Source organism: Streptomyces sp. NPDC059909 (assembly GCF_042730885.1).
Lineage (GTDB): Bacteria > Actinomycetota > Actinomycetes > Streptomycetales > Streptomycetaceae > Streptomyces.
This window is the reverse complement of sequence record NZ_JBHWKX010000003.1, coordinates 1-23,733: the sequence shown is the minus strand read 5'-3', so window position 1 is coordinate 23,733 and position 23,733 is coordinate 1. Positions and strand designations below refer to the sequence as shown.

The following is a 23,733-nucleotide window of genomic DNA, read 5'->3' as shown; positions in this document are numbered from 1 at the left end:
ACGTGACACTGGCCGTGGAAACTAGAGCCATTCCATGAACACGTCAATCCCCGCCCACTGCCGGGACGGCCTCAGCGCATCAGCACTCCCGCTCCTTCACCCGTCGTCTCGGTCGGCAGCGCCACGAGCCCGAGATCGGCTCCCGACGGCAGCTGCGGATGCGCGGGCAGCACGCGGACGGTGTAGCCGAAGGGACCGGTGCGGTCCAGGGCCAGCGGGCCCTCGTAGACCCGGCGGCCCGCCTCGTCCGGACCGCCGGCGACCGGTTTCAGCGGGAAGACCTGGGCGTCGGCGATCGCGTCGTCGGAGTCCACGCGGCCGGCCACCGCCTGCACCTCCACGTCGTCCGGGTGGAGTTCACCGAGTCTGACGCTGACCCGCAGGGCCAGCGTCGAGCCGAGCTCCGCCGTGCCGAGTGCCGCGCCCGCCTCGACATGGTCGACGGCGACACCCGGCCAGGCCGCACGCACCCGGCGTTTCCAGGCGGCCAGTTCCCGCGCCGCGCCCGCGTCCAGGGCGACGACGCGGTGGGCGCGGGCGGCCGGGGCGTACAGCCGGTCGACGTACTCCCGCACCATGCGGTCGGCCAGCACCTTCGGGCCGAGCGTCGTGAGGGTGCGGCGGACCATCTCGATCCAGCGTCCGGGCAGCCCGTCACGATCCTGGTCGTAGAAGAGCGGTGCGATGCGCTCCTCGATCAGCTCGTACAGCGCGGCGGCCTCCAGCTCGTCGCGGCGGTCGTCGTCGTGGGCCGCCGTGCCGTCGGCCGTCGGGACGGCCCAGCCGAAGTCGGGCTCGTACCACTCGTCCCACCAGCCGTCCAGGACGGACAGATTGAGACAGCCGTTGAGCGCCGCCTTCATCCCGCTCGTCCCGCACGCCTCCAGTGGCCGCAGCGGGTTGTTGAGCCACACGTCGCAGCCCGGGTAGAGCGTGCGCGCCATCGCCATCCCGTAGTCCGGCAGGAAGACGATGCGGTGGCGCACCCGCGGGTCGTCCGCGAACCGCACCAGCTCCTGGATCAGGCGCTTCCCGCCGTCGTCCGCGGGATGGGCCTTGCCCGCGACGACGATCTGCACCGGCCGGGTGGGGTGCAGCAGCAGCTCCATCAGCCGGTCGCGGTCCCGGAGCATCAGGGTGAGCCGCTTGTACGCGGGGACCCGGCGGGCGAAGCCGATGGTGAGGATCCCCGGGTCGAGGACCCCGTCGATCCAGCCGAGCTCCGCGGCGTTCGCTCCGCGCTGCCGCCACGACACGTACAGCCGCTTCCGCACCTCCCGCACCAGCTGCCCGCGCAACTCCCGGCGCAGCTCCCAGAGCTCGGCGCCGGGCGTCTGCGCCACGGAGTCCCCGAGCCGGTGGATCTCGGGGGCCACCCAGGTCGGGGCGTGTACCCCGTTGGTGACGGAGGTGATCGGGACCTCGGGCGCGTCGAAGCCCGGCCACAGGCCGGCGAACATCTCGCGGCTCACCGCGCCGTGGAGGGTCGAGACGCCATTGGCCCGCTGGGCGAGGCGCAGGCCCATCACGGCCATGTTGAACACGTTCGGCTCACCGCCCGGATAGCTCTCCATGCCGAGCCGGAGCACCCGCGCGGCGTCCACTCCGGGCAGTTCGCCGTCGTCGCCGAAGTGGCGGGCGACGAGCTCGCGGTCGAAGCGGTCGATGCCGGCCGGGACGGGGGTGTGCGTCGTGAACACGGTCCCGGCCCTGACCGCCTCCAGCGCCGCGTCGAAGTCCAGTCCGTACGGAGCCAGTTCGCGGATGCGCTCGAGGCCGAGGAATCCGGCGTGGCCCTCGTTCGTGTGGAACACCTCGGGCTCCGGGTGGCCGGTCAGCCGGCAGTACGTGCGGACCGCGCGCACTCCCCCGATGCCCAGGAGCATCTCCTGCAGCAGGCGGTGTTCGCCGCCGCCGCCGTAGAGCCGGTCGGTGACGTCGCGCTCGCCCGGTGCGTTCTCCTCGACGTCCGAGTCGAGGAGCAGCAGCGGGACGCGCCCGACCTGGGCGTGCCAGACGCGGGCACGCAGCGAACGGCCGCCGGGGAGGGCGAGGGCGAGCTGTGCCGGGGCGCCGCCGGCCTCGCGGAGGAGGGTCAGGGGCAGCTCGTCGGGGTCGAGGACGGGGTAGTGCTCCTGCTGCCAGCCGTCGCGCGACAGGGACTGCCGGAAGTAGCCGTGGCGGTAGAGGAGCCCGACGCCGATGAGCGGGACGCCCAGGTCGCTCGCGGCCTTGAGGTGGTCACCGGCGAGTATGCCGAGGCCCCCGGAGTACTGGGGCAGTGCGGCGGTGATGCCGAACTCGGGCGAGAAGTAGGCGACGGCGGCGGGCAGCGGCTCGTCGTCGGCCTGCTGCTCCTGGTACCAGCGGCGCCCGTGCAGATACTGGTCGAGGTCGCCGGCCGCCTCCGCGAGCCGGTGCAGGAATCCCTTGTCGCGGGCGAGCGCGGCGAGGCGCCCGGCGGACACGGCGCCGAGCAGCCGCACCGGGTCGCCCCCGGCGGCGCGCCACCCGTCGGGGTCGACGGCGCGGAAGAGCTCCCGGGTTCCGGAATGCCAGGACCAGCGCAGGTTGCGGGCCAGCTCGCTGAGGGGCGCGAGGGGGTCGGGGAGGACGGGGCGGACGGTGAATCGACGAATGGCCTTCACAGGTCCCACCTTCGCAGCGGAGGTACGCATCCGGGGGCACACAACGCTGGGCGCCGGGCCGGATGTCGCCTTCCCCTCCGACGGTAGTGGGGCGTGGCCCCTCTCAACCACGGCGCACGGCCCGGCGCGGAGGGCGCGCGGCCCGCGGGCCTCTTGGGCGCCTGCGGCGGGGCCTTCCCCCGGCCCCGCCCCTTCTCCCCGCACCGCCCCGCACCTCGAACGCCGGCGAGGCTCCAAAGGCGCCCGTCCGGCGTATGAGGACGCACACGCCGGCCACGGGACGGCGCCGTTGCGCCTCGCATCCCGCCCGACGGTCGTACGGGGTCCGGGGCAGAGCCCGAAACGGGGCTGGGGTGGAGCCCCGACGGGGTCCGGGGCGAAGCCCCCGGTTCGGGAAGGCGCGGGGTGGGGAGAGCCCGCCGCAGGCCCCCCTACCGCAGCCGCACCGGCGTCACGTCGTACGGAGAGCCCTGGTTCACCGTCTCCGCGTCGAACGCTCCCGTCGCGGCGTACCGGGCCGCGATCTCCGCGAGCTCGGCCGCCGGGATCACGTCGTGGATGTCGGTGAATCCACCGGGGGCGCGCTCATGGGCGAGCTTGATCACGACCTCGGGTCCCAGCTGACGGTTGGCCCGCTGGAGTTCGGTCATCGCGGGGCGGCGCGCGGCGTCGTACGACGCGAGCCCCTCGACCGGGTCGGCGTGCCGGGCCAGCGCGTGGGCGAGGGCGCGGGCGTCGATGATGGACTGGGTGGCGCCGTTGGAGCCGATCGGGTACATCGCGTGGGCGGCGTCGCCGATCAGCGTCGTACGGCCGTGGCTCCAGCGCTCCAGGGGCTCGCGGTCCACCATCGGGTACTCGAACGCGCCGTCGGCCGCGCGCAGGACCTCGGGGACGCTGACTCCGTCGAACTCCCAGCCCTCGTAGTGGTGCAGGAACTTCTCGACCGGCACCGGCCGGTTCCAGTTGCCGCGCGAGGTGTCGTCGATGGCCTCGGCGGGCATCGCGAGCGCCCAGTTGACGTGGACCTCACGGGTGTCCGGGTCGGGCCCGGCCATCGGGTAGACGACGGCCTTCTGGCGGTCGTCGCCCGCGATGAACATGAACGTTCCGGCACGGTCGGCGGGCAGCCGGGAGACGCCGCGCCACACCAGCATGCCGTTCCACGGCGGCTCGCCCTCGGCCGGGTTGAGGGCGGCGCGCACGGCGGAGCGGATGCCGTCGGCGCCGATCAGGACGTCGGGTTCGAGCGAGGTCCGGCCGCAGTTGGAACCGTCGCGGTGCTCCAGACGGACCCGGGCGCGTCCGCCGGGCAGCGTGTCGAGACCGGTGACGCGGACACCGCCGACGACGGCGTCGGGGCCGATGCGGCTGCGTACGGCGTCGGCGAGGACCCGCTGCAGGTGGGCGCGGTGGATCGACAGCTGGGGCCAGTGGTAGCCGGCGCCGAGACCGCGCGGGTCGCGCGAGATCAGACCGCCGGAGCGGTGGTAGTAGCGCAGCTCCCGGGTGCGTACGGAACCCGCTTCGAGGGGCTCCAGCAGGCCGAGCGCGTCGAGTTCGCGCACCGCGTTGGGCATGATGTTCAGCCCCGCGCCGACGTGCCCGCTCTCGCGGGCCGCCTCGACGACGGTGATCCGTTCGAACCCGGCGGCGTGCAGGCTGAGCGCGGCGGTGAGACCCGCGATACCACCGCCGGCGATCATGATGTGTGTCGTGGTGTACGTCATGGCATGGGTCCTCGGTCGCGTCCTGGCGTGCGTCATTGCGTGCGCCTCCTCAGGCCACGGGTGTGCGCGGGCGTTCCGTCGCGCGGCGCACGAGCGTCTCGTTCTCGCGGGTCAGGTCCAGCACCGCGCGCAGCAGTTCGACGGGGGCACCGCCACTGCCGACGTCGTACAGCCGGACCTCCTCGCTGTAGGCCTTGCGGGCGATGCCGATGTGGCGGGCCCGGAACGTCTTGAGGGTGCGCAGCACCCGGGCGAGGGAGACGGCGGACGCGGCGAGCTCCGGGGGCAGCCGGTCCACTTGCTCCCAGCTGATCGCGGCGGACAGCTTGCTGACGGCGGAGGTTCCGCCCGCGTGCGCGGCGTGGAAGGCGCGCCACTGCGGGAGGCTGTACGGGACGGACTCGGCGAGGAACGCGTCGTACCGCGAGTCGCTCCGGTCGCTCTGCCACAGCGTCAGATCGACCAGCCAGAGCGGCACCTGGGCGGCGGCGGGGCCGAGGTGGTCGCGGCCGTCGACGGATATCTCCTCGAAGTAGGGGCGGAGCACCTGTGCGAAGAAGACCGGCGAGACGTTGGCGACGGTGAAGTCGATGGAGTCGACCATCGCCTGCACATGCCGGGCGGTGCGGTCGAGCGCGTGCGCGAAGCCGCGCTCGTACGGTTCGAGCGCGGCGAGCTCGGCGCAGGTGTCGAGGGAGGCGACGAGGCTGGGGAAGACCATGCGTACGGCGTCCTGGAGGCCGGCCTCCATCGGCTCGCCGGTGTACATGCGCTGCCGCGCGTCCAGCGGGTTCCAGGTCGTGTAGTGGTGCACGGTGTCACGCGGCACCATGTCGGTGCGCCGCCCCAGCTCCGCGAGCACCGGGAGCGCCTCGGGGACGGCGTCCAGCGGCTCCGTCCCGTGCCGCTTCAGCGACCCGAGCAGCATCCCGATGTCCCGCATGGCCGCGAGCGCCTCGACGACGCTCCACTCGGCGATCCGGCCGGGCTCGGGGAGCAGCGTGCGCAACGCGACGGTGAGCGCGGTGACGTCGGCGTCCCGGTTCATCTCGGGCAGCGCGGCGAGCAGGGCGTCGGCGGCAAGGGGGTCGGCGGCACGGATGTCGGCGATCCGGTAGAGCGGATCGCCACGTGTCTCCAGATCGCGCGCGACAAGGTCGAATACGGACACGGAAAGGCCCTCCTCGGGCGGTGAAAGGTGTGGTGATGGTGCGGGGCGAGACGGACGGGCCCCGCGGGGCGCCTGGCAAGGTGCGGTGCCGGTGGGGCGGTGCCTTGTCGGCACCGGCACGGTCGGCCGCGGTCCGCAGGCTCAGGTCAGGCGCGTCGGCGGGTGGGGGCGCCGGCGGCGGGCCTTCTGCCCATCCCGCCCTTCCCGACTGGGGACTTCGCCCCCCAGCCCCCGCTTCGGGGGCTCAGCCCCGGCCCCCCTACGCCCTCCGGGCGTGGGGACGTTGCGCCCCATGGCGCCCGTCCGGCGATTGAGGACGGACACCGGCCCGCCCCGCGGTACCGGACACGCCCGTCACGGGACCGGGCGGGTTCGTCCCTCCCCCGCTGCGGCTGCCGCAGGCACCCGCAGCCTCAGTGACAGGAGCGCCGCCGCGGCGGCGAACGCGGCGCCCACGAGCAGCGCCGCCTTGAAGCCCGCCGTCGCCGCGGACGCCCCCGGTGCGTCCACGGCGCCCGTCGTGCTCGTGGCCACCCCCACGAGCACCGCGAGGCCGAGCACCGAGCCGAACTGCTGGCTCGTGTTGATGAGTCCGGAGGCGAGGCCCGTCTCCTCCGGGGCCGCCTCCGCCGTCGCGGCCACGTTCGTGGTGACCATGACCAGCGGGAGCGCGACGCCCAGCAGCAGACTCGGGGCCAGCACGGTGGTGACGAACGTGCCCTCCGCGGTGAGGGCGAGCGACAGCCACACCGTTCCCGCGAAGAGCAGCCCGAAGCCGAGCGTCATCACATGGCCCAGTCCCAGCCGCCCGATCAGCCGCCCCGTCTGCGGGGCGGTCAGCACGACCACCACCGACAGCGGCAGCAGTCCGAGCCCGCCCGTCAGCGGCGACTGTCCGAGCACGCTCTGCAGATAGAGGCTGACCAGGAAGAACATCGGGAACAGGGCCATCTGCGCCAGCGCGCTCAGCACATTGGCGCGCCGCAGCGCCGGCCGCCGCAGCACCGCGGGCGGCACCAGCGGATTCGCGATCCGGGTCTCGAGTACGGCGAAGACCACGAGCAGGACCAGCCCGGTGCCGCCCGCCGTCAGCGTACGGACGCTCGTCCAGCCCGCATCGCCCGCGCCGACGAGCGCGTACGCGAGCAGCCCGAGACCGGCCGTGGCGGTCAGCGCTCCTCCCGCGTCGAATCCGGGCCGTGCGCTGCGCGTCCCCCCGTCGAGAAGGCGCAGTGCGAGCAGCCCGAGCAGCAGCGCGACGAGCACGTTGAGCCAGAACGTCGAGCGCCAGCCGAGCAGATCGGTGAGGACGCCGCCGAGCACGGTGCCCAGCACCCCGCCGAGTCCGCCCATCCCGGCGAAGGCGCCGAGCGCCCTGTGCCGGCCCGGCCCGTCGGGGAAGAGGATCAGCAGCAGCGCGAACGCCGCCGCGGCGGCCAGCGCCGCCCCGATCCCCTGCGCCGCCCGCGCGGCGACCAGCGCGCCCGCCGACTGTGCGAGCCCGCCCACCGCCGACGCGGCGGCCAGCAGGCCGAGCCCGGCGAGGAACATCCGCCGGTGCCCGAGGAGATCGGCCGCGCGACCGCCGAGCAGCAGCAGCCCGCCGAAGGTGATCAGATACGCGTTGGCGACCCACGACAGTCCCGCCGAGCCCGACCCCAGCGCCTCGCCGATGGACGGTAACGCGACATTGATGATCGCGGTGTCCATGATCAGCAGCAGCTGGGTGGAGGCGAGCAGGGCCAGCGCGGCCTTCGGACCACGACCCGAAGGCGCCTCCGTCACCACGGCGTCAAGGGGCGCGGTCACCGCTGCTCCCCGGAATCCGGCTCCCGTCGGTCCAGCTCGTAGCCGTCCAGACATGCCTGCGCCAGCTGCTCGCAGCTCGCGGTGTCGCCCTCCCAGACCTGCTGCATCAGATAGATGTGCGGGGCGCCGTGGTAGAAGCGCTCGTACTGCTCGTGGCGGCTCGCGAACTCCGAACCGAGCGCGTCCCACGCCAGCTTGAGCAGCTTGATCCGGTCCTCGGCGGGGTGCCCGGGCGAGCGTATGTACTTCCGCACCAGCGGCCCGAGTTCCGGGTGCAGCAGGTCCTCGCCGGACGCGGGCAGCTGGATGACGCCGCCGCCGGCGAGCATCTTGATCTCCTGCACGGCCTGGGGATACAGCTCGCCCGCCATGATCCGCTGCGCGAAGGAGATGTCCTTGCCGGGCCGGACGCCCTCGCCGCCCTCGACCTGCTCGTACGACGCCTCGGCGGCGAGCACGAACGCCTTGGCCTGGGCGACCTTGCCCATCAGCCGCCCGATCGCCTGCGTCACGGGCGGCAGCTGGTACGTGTTGTTCGCCTTGGTCAGCAGGATCGCCAGGCCCGTGAGGAATTCGAGCTTCGTCCAGAAGCGGGTGGCCGCCTGGTGCACGAAGTTGAGGTACGCGGGCGTCTGCCACCACATCCGGAAGGTGGCGTCCACGTTCCGGTACGTGAGGACGTTCTCCCACGGTACGAACACGTCGTCGCAGACGAGCAGCGCGTCGTTCTCGTCGAAGCGCGACGACAGCGGGTTGTCGAACACGCTGCGCGCCTGCGCCTCGTACGACGTCCGGGACAGGAACTTCAGCCCGGGCGTGCCGATCGGGACCGAGAAGCACAGCGCGTGCTCGACGTCCTGCGGCGCGAGTGGCTCGATCGTGCCGACGATGACCTCGTTGCCGAAGACCGAGCCCGTCCCGATCATCTTGGCGCCGCGCACGACGATGCCGCCGTCCTTCTCCGCCACCACGCGCACGACCAGGTCGTCCTCCTCCTGTTCGGAGGCGGACCTGGTCCGGTCGATCTGCGGATTGGTGATGGTGAAGGTCGGGTAGAGGTCGCCCTCGGCGAGCCTGCGGTGGTACGCGAGGGCGTTCGGGGCGCCGTCGAAGCCGTCCGTCGTGAACAGCTGAGGCGCGGCCGCGAAGCCCGCGGCGCCGCCCGCCATGTAGTCGGGCGTGCGCCCGAGGAAGCCGAAGCTCGATTCGGCCCAGAGCTTGTACGCGCGGCGGCGGGCCACGAGATCCTCGTACGAGCGCGGGACGGCGTACGCGCGGTGGACGCCGCCCTGGGTGAGCACCGGCGCGTGCTCGGAGTCGTGCGCCAGGTCGTACAGCCGGGCGATCGACGCCGCGGTGTTGCGGAACGCGGGGTGCCGGGTGACGTCCTCGACCCGCTCGCCGTCGAGCCAGACCTCCCGGCCGTCACGCAGCGATTCCAGATAATCCTGACCGGACCTCGTCACCATGTCTCCTCTTGCGGAACACTCTGCCGCTGCCGAGCCTGACTGCCCTCCCCTGCCTGCGGCAATGAACGACCGTCCAGCGGTCATTAAGAACCGGCCAGTCGGTGGCCCGTCGTCCGTGCGCGGTCATCTATGCGCGTTACGCGGCACTGACCGAGGCGCTGCGGTATTCGCCGGGCGTCTTGCCGAACCACTTGCGGAAGGCGAGGTGGAAGCCGACGGAGCTCTGGTAGCCGACCCGCTGCGGCACCGCCGACTGCGGCAGTGACGTCTCGCCCAGCAGCCGCGCGGCCTCCTGCATCCGCCGTCCCGTCAGATGCCGGGCCGGCGCCTCGCCGACGAGCTCGCGGAAGGCCGCGGTGAAGGCCGAGCGGGACATCCCCACCGCGCGGGCGAGCGACTCGATGGTCCAGGGCTCCGCGAACCGGGTCGCGACGATCACCAGCGCCTTGCTGATGCCCGGATGCCTGAGCACGGGCAGCGCGGCGGGATTGTCCGCGAGCTCGCGCAGCAGGGGCCGCAGTGCCAGCACCAGCGCCATTTCGAAGGCCCGCAGGGTGATCAGCCGGTCGCCGGGGCCCACCGGCCGCTCGGGCGAGGCGAGCAGGCACAACGTGTCGCGCAGCAGGGGCTCTTTGACGACCTGGGAGCCGTCGAGCACGAGCACCCAGGGCAGCGCCTTGTACAGGCCGGTGGCGGCCCCGGCGTCGTAGTGCAGTCCGGCGCACAGGAGCCGGCTCGCGGGCCCTTCGCCGTCGATACGGATCTCGCCCGAGGTGCCCGGCTGGCGCTCGGGCAGCACGGCCCTGAGCGGGACGCCCTGGCGGTCGGGGCGGTCGGACAGCCGGTGGGCGGTGCCCGTGGGGAACACCGCGAGGTCACCGGCGTGCAGTTCCAGGGGGGTCTGGCCCTGGCCGCTGATCCAGCAGCCGCCCTCGACGATGTAGTGCAGCACGGCGCAACTCTGCTCGGCGTCGCCCTCGATGGCCCATGGCGCGCTGACATGCCACCGGCTGTCGAAGACGCCGGTCAGGCGGAGCGGTTTCAGCAGTTCGCTGAGGAGGTCGTCGCTCTGCGCATCGGTGGCTTCCATGGACGATCCTTCAACCTCCCCCCCGGTTTGTTAATTGATCGGCCGAACCCGCCGCCGCCAGCCTGGAAACGCCGTAACGGCAACAGCCACACCCTATCGAAGGGCACTTCAGACACATGTCCGATCACATTCCGATGCGGGTAGCGGTCGTGGGGGCGACCGGCTTCCAGGGCGGCGCCGTCGCCCGGCTTCTCGCGGAGCGCGGCCACCGGGTCCGCACCCTGACCCGCAGGCCCGGGGCGGACCGTCCCGAGCTCGCGGGCGTCGCGTTCGTCCAGGGGGACCTGGCGAACCCTCACCACGTAGGCCGGCTCTTCGACGGCGCCACGCACGCGTCGGTGGTGATGCCGCTGGAGTACGACCCGGAGAAGATCCGGACGTACGCACGGAACCTGGCGGAGGGCGCGGCGGCGGCCGGCATCGCCCGGCTCGTCTACAACGCCAACACCCGCGTCCCTGCCGAGACCACGAACGTGGCGGCGTTCGAGACCCGGCGGCTGGCCGAGTCGGTGCTCCGCGAAGGGCTGCGGGACAGCTCCGTGGAACTGGTGGTCCTGCGGCCGCCGGTCTATCTGGACAACCTCTTCAGCCCGTGGAACGGCCCGGCCCTCGTGGCGGAGGGTGTCCTGGCGTATCCGCTGCCCGCCGACACCCCGGTGGCCTGGATCTCGCACCGCGACCTCGCGGAGGCGGTGCACGCCGCGCTCACCGTGGAGGGGGCGGCGGGCCGTACGTACGACATCGGCGGGGCGCGTACGGTCACGGGCGCCGAGCTCGCGGCGGCGTTCGGCAAGGGACTCGGGCGCGACGTGCGCTATGTGCCGCTGCCGGCCGACGTCTTCGAGCAGGGCCTGACCCAGGTCGTGGGCGCGGACGCGGCGGCGGGTGTGGCCGGCATCTACCACTACATGGCGAGCGGCGCGAGCCCGCGGCTGATGGCGGACGACGGCGGCACGTCCGCGCAGGCCCTCTCGCTCAAGCCCGCGCCGGTCGACGAATGGGTGTCCCGGCAGCCTTGGCAGATCTGGTCGGACGACGCGACGGACGCACCGTCACAGGACTGACGGACATCCCTGTCCGCCCGGTACCGGCATCACGGGTACCGGGCGGATTGCCGTTCGGAGGACCACGCCCGGACGGTCGGTCGAGGACAGGGGGCGCGCGGATCCTTGTCTGCCCCGCTACCTCCTAGTAGTTAACGAACCACCGGATTGCCCCCCGGCACTGCGTGGGAAGGCTCCCCCCGGTACCCACCGGCGCGCACGCATCCACACGCAGCTATTCGAGTGAACGCGGACAGGAGCGGCCATGCCCGCAGCCCGCCAGTCGTCGACGGAGCAGTTACAAAGAACACCCACACCCCGCGCAGCGGATCCGCCAGCTCGACCCGCCATGCCCGCACAGCCCCCAGGTGATGCCGTGAACCCGCAGATTGGCCGCATTCCCGTCCTGGACGTACGCCCGCTCGTCGACTGCGGCAGAAGGCCCGCGAAGGCCGTGGCCGGCGAGACGTTCCGGATCTCCGCCACCGTCTTCCGAGAAGGCCACGACGCGGTGGCCGCCAACGTCGTCCTGCGCGACCCCAGTGGGCGGTCCGGCCCCTGGACGCCGATGCGGGAGCTCGCGCCCGGCACGGACCGCTGGGGGGCCGACGTGACCCCCGACGCCGAGGGCCACTGGACGTACAGCGTCGAGGCGTGGAGCGATCCGGTGGCCACCTGGCGCCACCACGCCGGGATCAAGATCCCGGCCGGGATCGACACCGCGCTGGTGCTCGCCGAGGGCGCCGAGCTCCATGAGCGCGCCGCCGCCGGCGTGCCGAAGAAGGACGGCCGGGAGGCGGTGCTCGCCGCCGCCGACGCGCTGCGCGACGAGACGCGGTCGCCCGCCGACCGGCTGGCCGCCGCGCTCTCGCCGGAGGCGGTCGCCGCGCTCGGCCGGCATCCGCTGCGCGAACTGGTCACCGCCTCGCCCCCGTTGCCGCTCCAGGTCGAGCGCACCCGTGCGCTGTTCGGCTCCTGGTACGAGTTCTTCCCGCGCTCCGAGGGCGCGACGGTCAAGCGCGGAAAGCTCGTCTCGGGCACCTTCAGCACCGCGGCGCAGCGGCTACCGGCCGTCGCCGCGATGGGCTTCGACGTGGTGTATCTGCCGCCGATCCACCCCATCGGCAGCACGTTCCGCAAGGGCCCCAACAACACGCTCGAGGCGGGCCGGCACGACGTCGGCGTGCCCTGGGCGATCGGCTCGTCCGAGGGCGGCCACGACGCGGTCCACCCGGACCTCGGCACGCTGGACGACTTCGACGAGTTCGTGCGCTGCGCGCGGGACCTGAGGATGGAGGTCGCGCTCGACTTCGCGCTGCAGTGCTCGCCGGACCACCCGTGGGTGGAGAAGCACCCCGAGTGGTTCCACCACCGCGCGGACGGCACGATCGCCTACGCCGAGAACCCGCCGAAGAAGTACCAGGACATCTATCCGATCGCCTTCGACCAGGACATGAAGGGGCTGGTCAAGGAGACCCTGCGGGTGCTGCGGCACTGGATGGACCACGGCGTCCGCATCTTCCGTGTCGACAATCCGCACACCAAGCCGGTCGTCTTCTGGGAGACGGTGATCGGCGAGATCAACCGCACCGACCCGGACGTGATCTTCCTGGCCGAGGCCTTCACGCGCCCCGCGATGATGCACACGCTGGCCGCGATCGGCTTCCAGCAGTCCTACACCTACTTCACGTGGCGCAACACCAAGCACGAACTGACGGAGTATCTGACGGAGCTGTCCGGCGACGCGGCCGCGTACATGCGCCCCAACTTCTTCGTGAACACCCCGGACATCCTGCACGCCTACCTCCAGGAGGGCGGCCGCCCCGCGTTCGAGGCGCGGGCCGTGCTCGCCGCGACGCTGTCGCCGACGTGGGGTGTCTACGCGGGCTACGAGCTGTGCGAGAACACCCCGCTGAAGCCGGGCAGCGAGGAGTACCTGGACTCGGAGAAGTACCAACTGCGGCCCCGTGAATGGGAGTCGGCGGAGCGAGAGGGGCGCAGCATCGCCCCGCTGATCACCGCCCTCAACCGGATCAGGCGCCGTCATCCGGCGCTCCAGCAGCTGCGGAATCTCCACTTCCATCACGTGGACAACGAGGCGGTGATCGCCTACAGCAAGCGCTCGGGACCGGATGTGGTCCTGATGGTCGTCAACCTCGACCCCCACCACACCCAGGAGGCCACGGTCTCGTTGGACATGCCGGTGCTCGGCCTCGACCGGCACGAGACCGTACCGGTGCGCGACGAGCTCACCGGCGATACCTATCACTGGGGCAGGGCCGCCTATGTGCGCCTCGAGCCGGGCGTCACGCCTGCGCACATCGTGGTCCTGCGACCGTCCCCGCCGATCGGAGGGTCACCCACATCATGATCGTCAACGAGCCCGTCCACGACCTCTTCGAGGACACTCCCGCCAAGGACCGGGACCCCGACTGGTTCAAACGCGCCGTGTTCTACGAAGTGCTCGTACGGTCCTTCCAGGACAGCAACGGCGACGGCATCGGTGACCTGAAGGGCATCACCGCCAAGCTGGACTATCTGCAGTGGCTGGGCGTCGACTGTCTGTGGCTTCCGCCGTTCTTCAAGTCCCCGCTCCGCGACGGCGGTTACGATGTCTCCGACTACACGTCCGTACTCCCCGACTTCGGCGACCTCGCCGACTTCGTCGAGTTCGTCGACGCCGCGCACCAGCGCGGCATGCGGGTCATCATCGACTTCGTCATGAACCACACCAGCGATCAGCACCCGTGGTTCCAGGAGTCCCGCAAGGACCCGGACGGCCCGTACGGCGACTACTACGTCTGGGCCGACGACGACAAGCAGTTCCAGGACGCGCGGATCATCTTCGTCGACACGGAGACCTCCAACTGGACCTTCGACCCGGTCCGCAAGCAGTACTACTGGCACCGCTTCTTCTCCCACCAGCCGGACCTCAACTACGAGAACCCGGCGGTGCAGGAGGAGATCATCTCCGCGCTGCGCTTCTGGCTGGACCTCGGCATCGACGGCTTCCGGCTGGACGCCGTGCCCTACCTCTACCAGGAGGAGGGCACCAACTGCGAAAACCTTCCGGCGACGCACTCCTTCCTCAAGCGGGTCCGCAAGGAGATCGACGCCCACTACCCGGACACGGTGCTGCTGGCCGAGGCCAACCAGTGGCCGGAGGACGTCGTCGACTACTTCGGCGACTTCCCGGCGGGCGGCGACGAGTGCCACATGGCGTTCCACTTCCCGGTGATGCCCCGGATCTTCATGGCGGTGCGGCGGGAGTCGCGCTATCCGGTCTCCGAGATCCTCGCCAAGACCCCGGAGATCCCGGCGAACTGCCAGTGGGGCATCTTCCTGCGCAACCACGACGAGCTGACCCTCGAGATGGTCACCGACGAGGAGCGCGACTACATGTACGCGGAGTACGCCAAGGATCCGCGGATGCGCGCCAACATCGGTATCCGGCGCCGCCTCGCGCCGCTGCTCGACAACGACCGGAACCAGATCGAGCTGTTCACTGCGCTGCTGCTGTCGCTGCCGGGCTCGCCCATCCTGTACTACGGCGACGAGATCGGGATGGGCGACAACATCTGGCTGGGCGACCGGGACGCCGTACGGACACCGATGCAGTGGACCCCGGACCGCAACGCCGGTTTCTCCTCGTGCGATCCCGGCCGGCTCTATCTGCCGACCATCATGGATCCGGTCTACGGCTACCAGGTCACCAATGTCGAGGCGGCGATGGCGTCGCCGTCGTCGCTGCTGCACTGGACCCGGCGGATGATCGAGATCCGCAAGCAGAACCGCGCCTTCGGGCTCGGCTCGTACACCGAACTGCCGTCGTCGAACCCGGCGGTGCTGGCATTCCTGCGGGAGTACAAGGACGACCTGGTCCTGTGCGTGAACAACTTCTCGCGGTTCGCGCAGCCGACGGAGCTGGATCTGCGGAGCTTCAACGGCCGTCATCCGGTGGAGCTGATCGGCGGGGTGCGCTTCCCGGCCATCGGTGAGTGGCCGTATCTGCTGACGCTGGCCGGGCACGGCTTCTACTGGTTCCGGCTGCGCAAGGAGGCCGTGGCCACCGAGGCCGTCGTGAACGGGTCGGTCCGGAAGGCCTCCGCGCCGAGGCCCGCGCTGAAGCGGAACTAATCCGGCACATGCCATGTCGTGTGCGGGGCGGTTGTGACCGCCCCGCACGGGGCACGCTCCCCCTCATATCGAGGCTCATGTCGGGACTCGTACCAAGGCTCGGGTCGAGGCTTGTCCGAGGCCGTACGGACCATCCTCACCCGACACTCCCCCTGCCTGCGGCAGAGGGACCCCCACGCACTGCCCGGACAGCTATATTTGCCATAATCCGGGACACTCTTCGCATCCTGTGGTGTGCCCGGGGAAAGGACGCGATGCCATGTCGGAGGCTGCATCCACCCGGACCCCGGTGGCACTGCTTCCCTCGCTCACACCGCTGCTGCACCAATGGCTGCCCCGGCAGCGCTGGTTCGCGGGCAAGGGACGCCCGGTCGCCGGCTTCTCCCTGGTCTCGGCGGCCGAGCTGCTTCCGGTCGACTCGACGGGACCGGGTCTGCTGCACCTGCTCGTCCGCGTCCAGCAGCCGGGCCCGGCGGGCGCGAAGGGCACCGGAGGCAAGCGGGACGGCGACCGGCCGTCCGACTGTTACCAGCTCCTGCTGGGCGTACGGACCACACTGCCGCCCCATCTCGCGACCGCGCTGATCGGCCGGGTCACGGACGGCCCCCTGGCCGGCCGGACCGTCTACGAGGGCCTGCACGACCCCCGGCTCGCCGCACTGCTGCTGGAGCGGCTGCGCACCCCCGGCCGGTTCGGCACGCTCCGCTTCGACCGGACCGAACCCGTGCTGGGCGGGCTGCCCGCCCGCATCCTGGACGCCGAGCAGTCCAACTCCTCCCTGGTGTACGGCGATTCGTACATCCTCAAGATCTTCCGCAGGGTGTACCCGGGCACCAACCCCGATCTGGAGCTGCCGCTCGCCCTCGCCCGGGCGGGCTGCGACCGGGTGCCCGCGCCCGTCGCCTGGTACGAGTCGGCCACGCCCGAGCCCGCGACGCTGGGCGTCCTCCAGCCCTATCTGCGCGGCACCCAGGACGGCTGGCAGCTGGCGCTGAAGGCCCTCGCCGCCGACCACGACTTCACCTCGGACGCGCACGCGCTCGGGCAGGCGACGGCGGAGGTCCACACCGCGCTGGCCGCGGCGCTGCCGACGATGACGCTGAGCCGGGCGCAGACCGAGCATCTGGCGACCGCCATGAACGAGCGGCTCGACGCGGCGGTCCGTGCCGTGCCCGCCCTGCTGCCGTACGTACGGGGACTGCGGGCCGCCTTCGACGCGATCGCCGAGGCGGACCTCGACGGCGGCGGACGCGCCCAGCGCATCCACGGCGATCTGCACCTCGGCCAGACCCTGCGCACCCCCGACGGGGACTGGTCGGTCATCGACTTCGAGGGCGAGCCCGCACGCCCGCTCGTCGAGCGCCGCCGGATGCAGCCGCCCGTCCGCGACATCGCGGGGATACTCCGTTCCTTCGACTACGCGGCCCGCTCCCACCGCCCGTGGAACCCCGCCTGGGCGGCGCGCTGCCGTGCCGCGTACTGCGAGGGCTACGCCGAGGCCGCGGGCACCGACCCACGGGCCCAGCCCGAGCTGCTGCGCGCCTACGAGACGGACAAGGCGGTGTACGAGGTCGTCTACGAGGCCCGGCACCGCCCGGACTGGCTCCCGGTGCCGATGTCGGCGATCCAACGCCTCGCAGGACCGCCGCGCTGAATCGCCGGCGAGGCTCCGAAGGAGCCCGTACGGCGATTGAGGACACGGCCGAAGGCCGTACGGGCCTCCAGGGGCGAAGCGCCCACCGACCGACACCCACCCCTCCGATCCCGATCCCCGCTCCGACCGCTGACACCCCTTCGAGGAGGCCGCCCCCGTGACCCCCCGCACCCCGTCCGCCCAGCCGCCCGACGACCGACCTTCACCCCGCGCCAGGACAGCCCGGGAGTCCCGGGCATCCGCCGAGAGCCCGCCGACCCGCCGCGCGGCAGGCACGGCGCCCGGGGCGGGCGCGGCGAGCGCGAGCGCGGCCGAGACGCGGAAGGCGTCAGTGGCCAGCCGCGGCGTACGCCCCGCGAAGACGCTCGACGACGGCGACCGTGAGCGGCTGCTCAGCGGCTCCCACCACGATCCGCACGGGCTGCTCGGCGCCCACTCGGTGCGCGGCGGGGTCGTCTTCCGGGTGCTGCGCCCCCACGCGGTGTCGGTGACGGTACTGGCCAAGGGGCTGCGAGCGGAACTGCACGAGGACGGCGACGGGTTCTTCTCGGGCGTGCTGCCGCTGCGCAAGGAGCCGGAGTACTCGCTCCAGGTCACCTACGAGGACGCGACGATCGAGTTCGCGGATCCGTACCGTTTCCTGCCCGCGATCGGCGAGCTCGATCTCCATCTGATCGGCGAGGGCCGGCACGAGGAGCTGTGGCAGGCGCTCGGTGCCCGCCCGATGACCCACCAGGGCGTGACCGGCACCCGCTTCACGGTCTGGGCGCCGAACGCCCGCGGGGTCAGGGTCGTCGGGGACTTCAACTACTGGGACGGCACCGCCCATCCGCTGCGCTCGCTCGGCTCGTCCGGGGTGTGGGAGCTGTTCGTGCCCGGGGTCGGCGAGGGCGCGCTGTACAAGTTCGACATCACCCGCCCCGACGGCTCGCACACGGTCCGCGCCGACCCGATGGCCCGCCGCACCGAGGTGCCGCCCGCGAACGCCTCGATCGTCACGGAGGCCCACCACGTCTGGCGCGACGAGCCGTGGATGGCGCACCGCGCCGACCGCCCCGTGCACGAGGCCCCCTTCTCGGTCTACGAGGTGCATCTCCCGTCCTGGCGGCCTGGACTGACGTACCGCCAGCTCGCGGCGCAACTCCCGTTCTACGTACGCGACCTGGGCTTCACGCACGTGGAGCTGATGCCGGTCGCCGAGCATCCCTTCGGCGGCTCATGGGGCTACCAGGTCACCGGCTTCTACGCCCCGACGGCCCGGATGGGCACCCCCGACGACTTCCGCCACCTGATCGACGCCCTGCACCGGGCCGGCATCGGGGTGATCATGGACTGGGTGCCGGCGCACTTCCCGCGCGACGACTGGGCGCTGGCGGAGTTCGACGGACGCCCGGTGTACGAGCACTCCGACCCGGCCAGGGCCGCACACCCCGACTGGGGCACGCTCGAATTCGACTACGGCCGCAAGGAGGTCCGTAACTTCCTCGTCGCCAACGCGGTCTACTGGTGCGAGGAGTTCCACATCGACGGACTGCGGGTCGACGCGGTCGCCTCCATGCTCTACCTCGACTACTCGCGCGAGCACGGCGACTGGACTCCGAACGAGCACGGCGGCCGGGAGAACCTGGACGCCGTCGCCTTCCTGCAGGAGATGAACGCGACCGTCTACCGGCGCTGCCCCGGGGTCGTGACGGTCGCCGAGGAGTCCACGGCCTGGGACGGCGTCACCCGGGCCACGCACCATGTCGGCCCCGGCGGCTTCGGCGGCCTCGGCTTCGGCCTGAAGTGGAACATGGGCTGGATGCACGACTCGCTCGGGTACGTCGAGCACGAGCCGGTGCACCGCAAGTTCCACCACGACGAGATGACCTTCTCGATGGTGTACGCGTACAGCGAGAACTACGTCCTGCCGATCTCGCACGACGAGGTCGTGCACGGCAAGCGGGCGCTGGTGTCGAAGATGCCCGGCGACTGGTGGCAGCAGCGCGCCAACCACCGGGCCTATCTCGGCTTCATGTGGGCGCACCCGGGCAAGCAGCTCCTCTTCATGGGGCAGGAGTTCGCCCAGGGCGCGGAGTGGTCGGAGGGCCACGGCCCGGACTGGTGGCTGCTGGATCCCTCCTACGAGGCCGAGCCCGACCACCGGGGTGTACGGGACCTGGTGCGCGAGCTGAACGCGGTGTACGCGCTCACGCCCGCGCTGTGGCAGCGGGACACCGTCCCCGAGGGCTTCGCCTGGGTCGACGGCGGCGCTGCCGAGGACAACGTCTTCGCGTTCCTGCGCTTCGACGCACAGGGGGCCCCGCTGCTGGCGGTCTCCAACTTCTCGCCGGTGGTACGGCACGAGTACCGGCTGGGCGTGCCGCCGGAGGTGTCCGCGTGGACGGAGGTGCTGAACACGGACGCGGCACGGTACGGCGGCAGCGACGTCCTCAACGCGGAGCCGCTGAAGCCGGAGTCCGTCGCCGCCCACGGTCACCGCACGAGCATCCAGCTCACGCTGCCACCGCTGGCGACGGTGTGGCTCAAGCCCACCTGACGACGGCCTGGCGGGCGGCGGGGCGACATTGGCCGGGTGGGGCCCCGGCCGGCCGTCGCCCCGCCCTCTGTTTCACGCCGTAGGGCCGAGCGCCGCGGGCAGTTCGCCGGTGTGGACGAGGCCCAGGCGCTGGGTGGCCCGGGTCAGGGCCACGTACAGGTCGCTGTCCCCGAACAGGGCGGGCTCGACGACGATCACCGAGTCGAATTCCAGGCCCTTGGCCTGGCGGGGGTCGAGCAGGACGACGGGCCGGGTCAGATCGACGGGACCGCCGCCCAGCGCGGCGAGCTCGCCGTGGAGTTCGCGCGGGGCGATGACGGCCAGGCGTCCTTCCCGCGGCGTCTCGCGGGCGACCGCGGCCAGGACCGAACGCGCGAGTCCGCCCTCGTCCGCCCGCTCGGTCCACGGCCCGACACCCGTCGAACGCACCGAGCGCGGCGGCCGGAAGCCCGGGTACGTGGCGCGGCGGGCGGCGGCCGCGAGCTCCATGATCTCGGCGGGCGTACGGTAGTTGACGCCGAGCCTGGAGTGCTCCCAGCGGTCGCCGACGTACGGTTCGAGGATCTCGTGCCAGGAGCCGCAGCCGGCGATGTCGCCGGTCTGTGCGGGGTCGCCGACCAGGGTCATCGAGCGGGTCGGGATCCGCCGCATCAGCAGCCGCCAGGCCATGGCCGACAGCTCCTGCGCCTCGTCGACGATGATGTGCCCGAAGGCCCAGGTCCGGTCGGCGGCGGCGCGCTCGGCGGCGCTGCGGTGATCGGCCTCCTCGTGGCGCTCGGCGAACCGTTCGGCGTCGATGATGTCGTGCGCGGCCAGGACCTCCGACGCCTCCTTGTCGACCTCCTCCTTGTCCTCGAACTCGTAGGTGCGGGAGGCGTACGAGACGTCGAGGACGCCCTGCGCGTACGCGATCCGCCGCTCCCGCTCGGCCTCGGCGGCGGCGCGGGCGGCGGAGTCGTCCTCGCCCAGGAGTTCGGCGGCCTCGTCGAGGAGGGGCACGTCCGCGGCGGTCCAGGCCGCCCCCTCGGCGCGCCTGATCAGCTCGGCGTCGTCCCCGTCGAGATGGGCCGGGTCCTCGAGGTAGTCCGCGAGGAACTCCTGCGGGGTGAGCGGGGGCCACAGGGACAGGATGGCGGCATGCACATCGGCGCTGGCGGCGATCGCCTTGCCGAGCAGGGCGATGTCGTCGGGGCCGAGGAAGTTCGGGCCGCCGTAGGGGTCTGCGCCGATCCGGTCGGCGAGCTGGGTGGTGAGGTCGTCGATGATCCGGAAGGCGAAGGTGGGCAGGGCGAGATTGTGCGGAAGCCCGGTCTCACGGGCCTTGTGCCGCGCCTCCACGGCCATGTCCCAGTCGATCACCAGCTCCCCGTCGTCGTGCGGGATGACGATCGGCTCGCCCTTCTCGGGCACCTGCTGCCGGTCCCGTACGGCCTCGGCGAGTACGCCCGCCATCTCGGCCCGTCCCTTGACGGCGGCGGCCGCGGGGGTGTCGGTGCCGGTGGCGTGCACGCCCGGGAACAGCTCCCCGACGGTCGCCAGCAGCACGCCCGTCTCGCCGAGCGAGGGCAGCACCTCGCCGATGTACCCCAGGAAGGCGGGGTTGGGCCCGACGATCAGCACGGCCCGCTTGGCCAGCTGCTCCCGGTGCGCGTACAGCAGATACGCGGCCCGGTGCAGCGCGACCGCCGTCTTCCCGGTCCCGGGCCCGCCCTCGACGACGAGCACGCCGCGCTGCGGGGCGCGGATGATGCGGTCCTGCTCGGCCTGGATCGTGGAGACGATGTCCGCCATGCGTCCGGTGCGAGCGCTGTTGAGCGCGGCCAGCAGCACTTCGTCGGCGTCGTGCGACTCGTACCCGGTGCGGGTGGTGTCGTTGAGATCCATGATCTCGTCGTGCAGGGCCGTGACGATGCGCCCCTGGGTGGTGATGTGCCGACGCCTGCGCAGGCCCATCGGCTCGAACCCGGTCGCGAGATAGAACGGCCGCGCGACCCGCGCCCGCCAGTCGATGAGCAGCGGCGTCCGCTCGGCGTCGTCGCGCCGGATTCCGGCGCGGCCGATGTGGTACGTCACTCCGTCGCGCTGGTCGATCCGCCCGAAGACCAGTCCGGTGTCGGCGGCGTCCAGCGCGGCCAGCGTCGCGGAATGCTCGATGACGGCGACATCGCGCTCCACACGCGCCTGGCGGCCGTTTCCGGTCTGCCCGACCGCACCTTGCACCGCGGCCTCGGCCTCCTCCCTGAGCCGGTCGAGCCGCTCGTGGACGAGGGAGACGAATTGTTGTTCCTGTTGCAATTCCTCGGTTGACAATTCAGCTCCAGACGCGATAGAGTCCGTTTATTCAACTTCTCCGTGTAATGCTTCGCGCGCGAACACGGAACCATTAAATATACGCGAAGAAATACCCCGGCCGTCAATTCGGACCGGGGTTTTTGCTTTGCGGCAGGACGCTGGAGGTTGCCCATGGCAGGGGCGGTCGACGACAGGGCGGAACGGGCGGTGGCCCTGCTGCGGCCCTGCGGGGCCGGGACGATGGAGCATCCCGGCGGCACGCTCCTCGCGCATCTGGGCGGAACCGCTCGTCCACGTCTACGCGAGCTGCGACCGCGAGGCGTCGTACGGAACGCTCGCGTCCGGCCACCCGGTGTTCCGGGACCGGTTCACCGGTGAGACGTACGCGCCGACGCTCGGGCAACGGCAGGACTTCGCAGAACTCACCGCGGCGAACGAGCTCGACCTCGCGGTCGTGGACGACGAATTCCGTACCGATTGGGGCGGGCAGCTCCTCATGTTCTTCGACCGCTTCGCGCCGCTGCTGAGCGACGCGGCACGCAAGGACCTCCGCGCCGGCCTCGACCCGGACACCCCTTGGTAGCTCCTGAGCGTCGGCCAGGAGATCACTGCCATCGGCATCGACCGGACGCGCGCGCAGGTCCAGTTGTCCCTCAAGGACCTGGAGCCGAACCCGGGCCTCGTTCCCGTCGCCGACCTCGCGGAGCGAGAACCGCAGGTCGGCGACGAGGTGAGCGTCGAGGTCGTCGGCGTGAACATCAGCCTCCGGCGGATCACGCTCGCAATGCGCTGAGCGTCAGAGCACGTCCTCCAGCTCCATCAGCAGCTTCCGCTTGGGCCGCGCGCCCACCATCGACTTCACCGGCTCACCGTCACGGAACACGATCAGCGTCGGCATCGACAGCACCCCGTACCGCACGGTGACCTCGGGGTTCGTGTCGGCGTCGAGCTGGACGACCTTCAGCCGGCCGGCCTCCTCGGCGGCGACCGCGCTGAGCACGGGGGCGAGCTGGCGGCACGGGCCGCACCAGTCCGCGGTGAACTCCACCAGAACCGGGCCGTCCGCCCCCAGCACCTCCGCGTCGAAGTCCGCGTCCGTCACCGCGGCGACGCCCTCTGCCTGAATCATTCGTCTCACCCTCCGAGTTCACACTGTGGGTCCGGGCCGCCCGGCAGTGCCGCCTCGGCCCGTACGAGCTGCGCGGCGACCTGGTCCCGGACGGCCTGGAGCCGGCCGATCAGGCCGTCCAGTTCGGCGAGCTTGCGCCGGTACACGGCCAGTGAGGCGGGACACGCGTCCCCGGCCGGGTGACCGGCGCGCAGGCACTCCACGAAGGGCCTGGTCTCCTCCAGCTCGAACCCGAAGTCCTGCAGGGTCCGGATCTGCTGGAGCAGCCGCAGGTCGTCCTCGTCGTACGTGCGGTATCCGTTGACCGTGCGCCGTGCGGGCAGCAGCCCGCGGGACTCGTAGTAGCGCAGGGTGCGGGTCGTCGTCCCGGCCCGCTCCGCCAGCTCGCCGATTTGCATGCGTACGACCGTAAGCCTTGACGCCGACGTCAAGGAAAGCCGCCGGCCCCCGTCAGCCGCGCTTGAGCTCCATGATCCAGTTGGTGATCCAGGCCGTACCGCCGTCCTCGGAGAACGCCTGCTCCCAGCGGGCTGTCGTGTCCGTGATGCCCGACCAGATGAACCGGGCCCGCACCGGCCTGCCCGCATAGGTGTCGTCCCCGTGGAACACCCCGCGGCCGTCCGCCCCGAACCGGCCGGTGACCGGCGGGAACAGCACGCCGGTCCGACTGCTGGACCAGTACAGCGACCACTGCTCGCGCTCGGTGTCGTAGAGCCGCAGGGTCAGTCCCCTGGAGCCCAGCGTCGGGAACTCGATCTCGTCGAAGTTGGCCCCGCCGGCGAAGTGACGGGAGGCGTGGGTGATGCCGGGGAACTCCTCCCAGCCGCTGTCGGGGTCGAGGAAGTCGACGAGGCGGCGGTTGTCGACGTGCCAGCGTCCGGTGAAGAAGTCGAAGTCGGTCACCGTGCCGGTGGTGTCGATGGTGGTGCTCATTAGAGGACCATCCCTTCTGCAGCCCTCACGAGTAGGGTTGTGACCTCTCGGTCCCGGTGGGTGCACGGCCATCGGTGCGAGCCGCTCGA

At 71.7% G+C, this 23,733-nt stretch carries 17 protein-coding genes; 7 read left to right on the top strand and 10 right to left on the bottom strand.

Annotation, left to right across the window (positions count from 1 at the left end; genetic code table 11):
• Positions 1 to 71: 71 nt before the first annotated feature.
• The 6 genes from glgP to ACFV9O_RS03765 form a co-directional block, all read right to left on the bottom strand.
• A complete protein-coding gene (gene glgP, locus ACFV9O_RS03790; protein WP_385411865.1) occupies positions 72 to 2,648 on the bottom strand; it encodes an alpha-glucan family phosphorylase in 2,577 nt (858 codons plus the stop codon).
• 431 nt (positions 2,649 to 3,079) lie between these two features.
• Positions 3,080 to 4,378 carry an FAD-dependent monooxygenase gene (locus ACFV9O_RS03785; RefSeq protein WP_385411863.1) on the bottom strand — a complete coding sequence of 433 codons (1,299 nt, stop codon included), beginning with the start codon at positions 4,376 to 4,378 and terminating at the stop codon, positions 3,080 to 3,082.
• A gap of 49 nt (positions 4,379 to 4,427) precedes the next feature.
• On the bottom strand, positions 4,428 to 5,549 hold the full coding sequence (locus ACFV9O_RS03780; protein ID WP_385411860.1) for a monodechloroaminopyrrolnitrin synthase PrnB family protein: 1,122 nt from the start codon (positions 5,547 to 5,549) through the stop codon (positions 4,428 to 4,430).
• Between the two features lie 354 nt (positions 5,550 to 5,903).
• On the bottom strand, positions 5,904 to 7,358 hold the full coding sequence (locus ACFV9O_RS03775) for an MFS transporter (RefSeq protein ID WP_385411858.1): 1,455 nt from the start codon (positions 7,356 to 7,358) through the stop codon (positions 5,904 to 5,906).
• The gene (locus ACFV9O_RS03770) at positions 7,355 to 8,827 is read right to left on the bottom strand and encodes a 4-hydroxyphenylacetate 3-hydroxylase family protein (RefSeq protein WP_385411855.1); all 1,473 of its coding nucleotides are present in this window, start codon (positions 8,825 to 8,827) and stop codon (positions 7,355 to 7,357) included. The genes ACFV9O_RS03775 and ACFV9O_RS03770 overlap by 4 nt, the downstream gene beginning before the upstream one ends.
• Before the next feature lie 136 nt (positions 8,828 to 8,963).
• Entirely contained in the window at positions 8,964 to 9,917 is a 954-nt protein-coding gene (locus ACFV9O_RS03765) for an AraC family transcriptional regulator (RefSeq protein WP_385411853.1), read from the bottom strand.
• A gap of 116 nt (positions 9,918 to 10,033) precedes the next feature.
• On the opposite strand from ACFV9O_RS03765, the gene ACFV9O_RS03760 reads away from it, so the two are divergent.
• The 5 genes from ACFV9O_RS03760 to glgB all read left to right on the top strand — a co-directional run bounded on the left by ACFV9O_RS03760 (position 10,034) and on the right by glgB (position 19,290).
• A complete protein-coding gene (locus ACFV9O_RS03760; RefSeq protein WP_385411850.1) occupies positions 10,034 to 10,981 on the top strand; it encodes an SDR family oxidoreductase in 948 nt (315 codons plus the stop codon).
• 328 nt (positions 10,982 to 11,309) lie between these two features.
• Positions 11,310 to 13,331, top strand: a complete 2,022-nt coding sequence (locus ACFV9O_RS03755; RefSeq protein WP_385411848.1) for a maltotransferase domain-containing protein — start codon at positions 11,310 to 11,312, stop codon at positions 13,329 to 13,331.
• Positions 13,328 to 15,097 carry a maltose alpha-D-glucosyltransferase gene (gene treS / locus ACFV9O_RS03750; protein WP_385411845.1) on the top strand — a complete coding sequence of 590 codons (1,770 nt, stop codon included), beginning with the start codon at positions 13,328 to 13,330 and terminating at the stop codon, positions 15,095 to 15,097. The genes ACFV9O_RS03755 and treS overlap by 4 nt, the downstream gene beginning before the upstream one ends.
• Before the next feature lie 259 nt (positions 15,098 to 15,356).
• A complete protein-coding gene (locus ACFV9O_RS03745) occupies positions 15,357 to 16,751 on the top strand; it encodes a phosphotransferase (protein ID WP_385411842.1) in 1,395 nt (464 codons plus the stop codon).
• Between the two features lie 331 nt (positions 16,752 to 17,082).
• A complete protein-coding gene (gene glgB / locus ACFV9O_RS03740; protein ID WP_385412466.1) occupies positions 17,083 to 19,290 on the top strand; it encodes a 1,4-alpha-glucan branching enzyme in 2,208 nt (735 codons plus the stop codon).
• A gap of 72 nt (positions 19,291 to 19,362) precedes the next feature.
• Here the strand turns inward: glgB and ACFV9O_RS03735 are convergent, their stop codons facing one another.
• On the bottom strand, positions 19,363 to 21,600 hold the full coding sequence (locus ACFV9O_RS03735; RefSeq protein ID WP_385411839.1) for a HelD family protein: 2,238 nt from the start codon (positions 21,598 to 21,600) through the stop codon (positions 19,363 to 19,365).
• A gap of 127 nt (positions 21,601 to 21,727) precedes the next feature.
• Here ACFV9O_RS03735 and ACFV9O_RS03730 point away from each other — a divergent pair, with 127 nt between their 5' ends.
• On the top strand, positions 21,728 to 22,165 hold the full coding sequence (locus ACFV9O_RS03730; protein ID WP_385411836.1) for a hypothetical protein: 438 nt from the start codon (positions 21,728 to 21,730) through the stop codon (positions 22,163 to 22,165).
• A 63-nt stretch (positions 22,166 to 22,228) separates the two neighbouring features.
• On the top strand, positions 22,229 to 22,375 hold the full coding sequence (locus ACFV9O_RS03725; protein WP_385411833.1) for a hypothetical protein: 147 nt from the start codon (positions 22,229 to 22,231) through the stop codon (positions 22,373 to 22,375).
• A gap of 3 nt (positions 22,376 to 22,378) precedes the next feature.
• Here the strand turns inward: ACFV9O_RS03725 and trxA are convergent, their stop codons facing one another.
• Genes trxA through ACFV9O_RS03710 form a run of 3 tightly spaced genes read right to left on the bottom strand, consistent with a single transcriptional unit; the run spans position 22,379 to position 23,644 of the window.
• Positions 22,379 to 22,711 carry a thioredoxin gene (gene trxA, locus ACFV9O_RS03720; RefSeq protein ID WP_385411831.1) on the bottom strand — a complete coding sequence of 111 codons (333 nt, stop codon included), beginning with the start codon at positions 22,709 to 22,711 and terminating at the stop codon, positions 22,379 to 22,381.
• A 5-nt stretch (positions 22,712 to 22,716) separates the two neighbouring features.
• The gene (locus tag ACFV9O_RS03715) at positions 22,717 to 23,109 is read right to left on the bottom strand and encodes a MerR family transcriptional regulator (protein ID WP_385411828.1); all 393 of its coding nucleotides are present in this window, start codon (positions 23,107 to 23,109) and stop codon (positions 22,717 to 22,719) included.
• A gap of 52 nt (positions 23,110 to 23,161) precedes the next feature.
• Positions 23,162 to 23,644: a hypothetical protein gene (locus ACFV9O_RS03710; RefSeq protein ID WP_385411825.1), complete on the bottom strand. Its 483-nt coding sequence runs from the start codon at positions 23,642 to 23,644 to the stop codon at positions 23,162 to 23,164.
• Between the last annotated feature and the right edge of the window lie 89 nt (positions 23,645 to 23,733).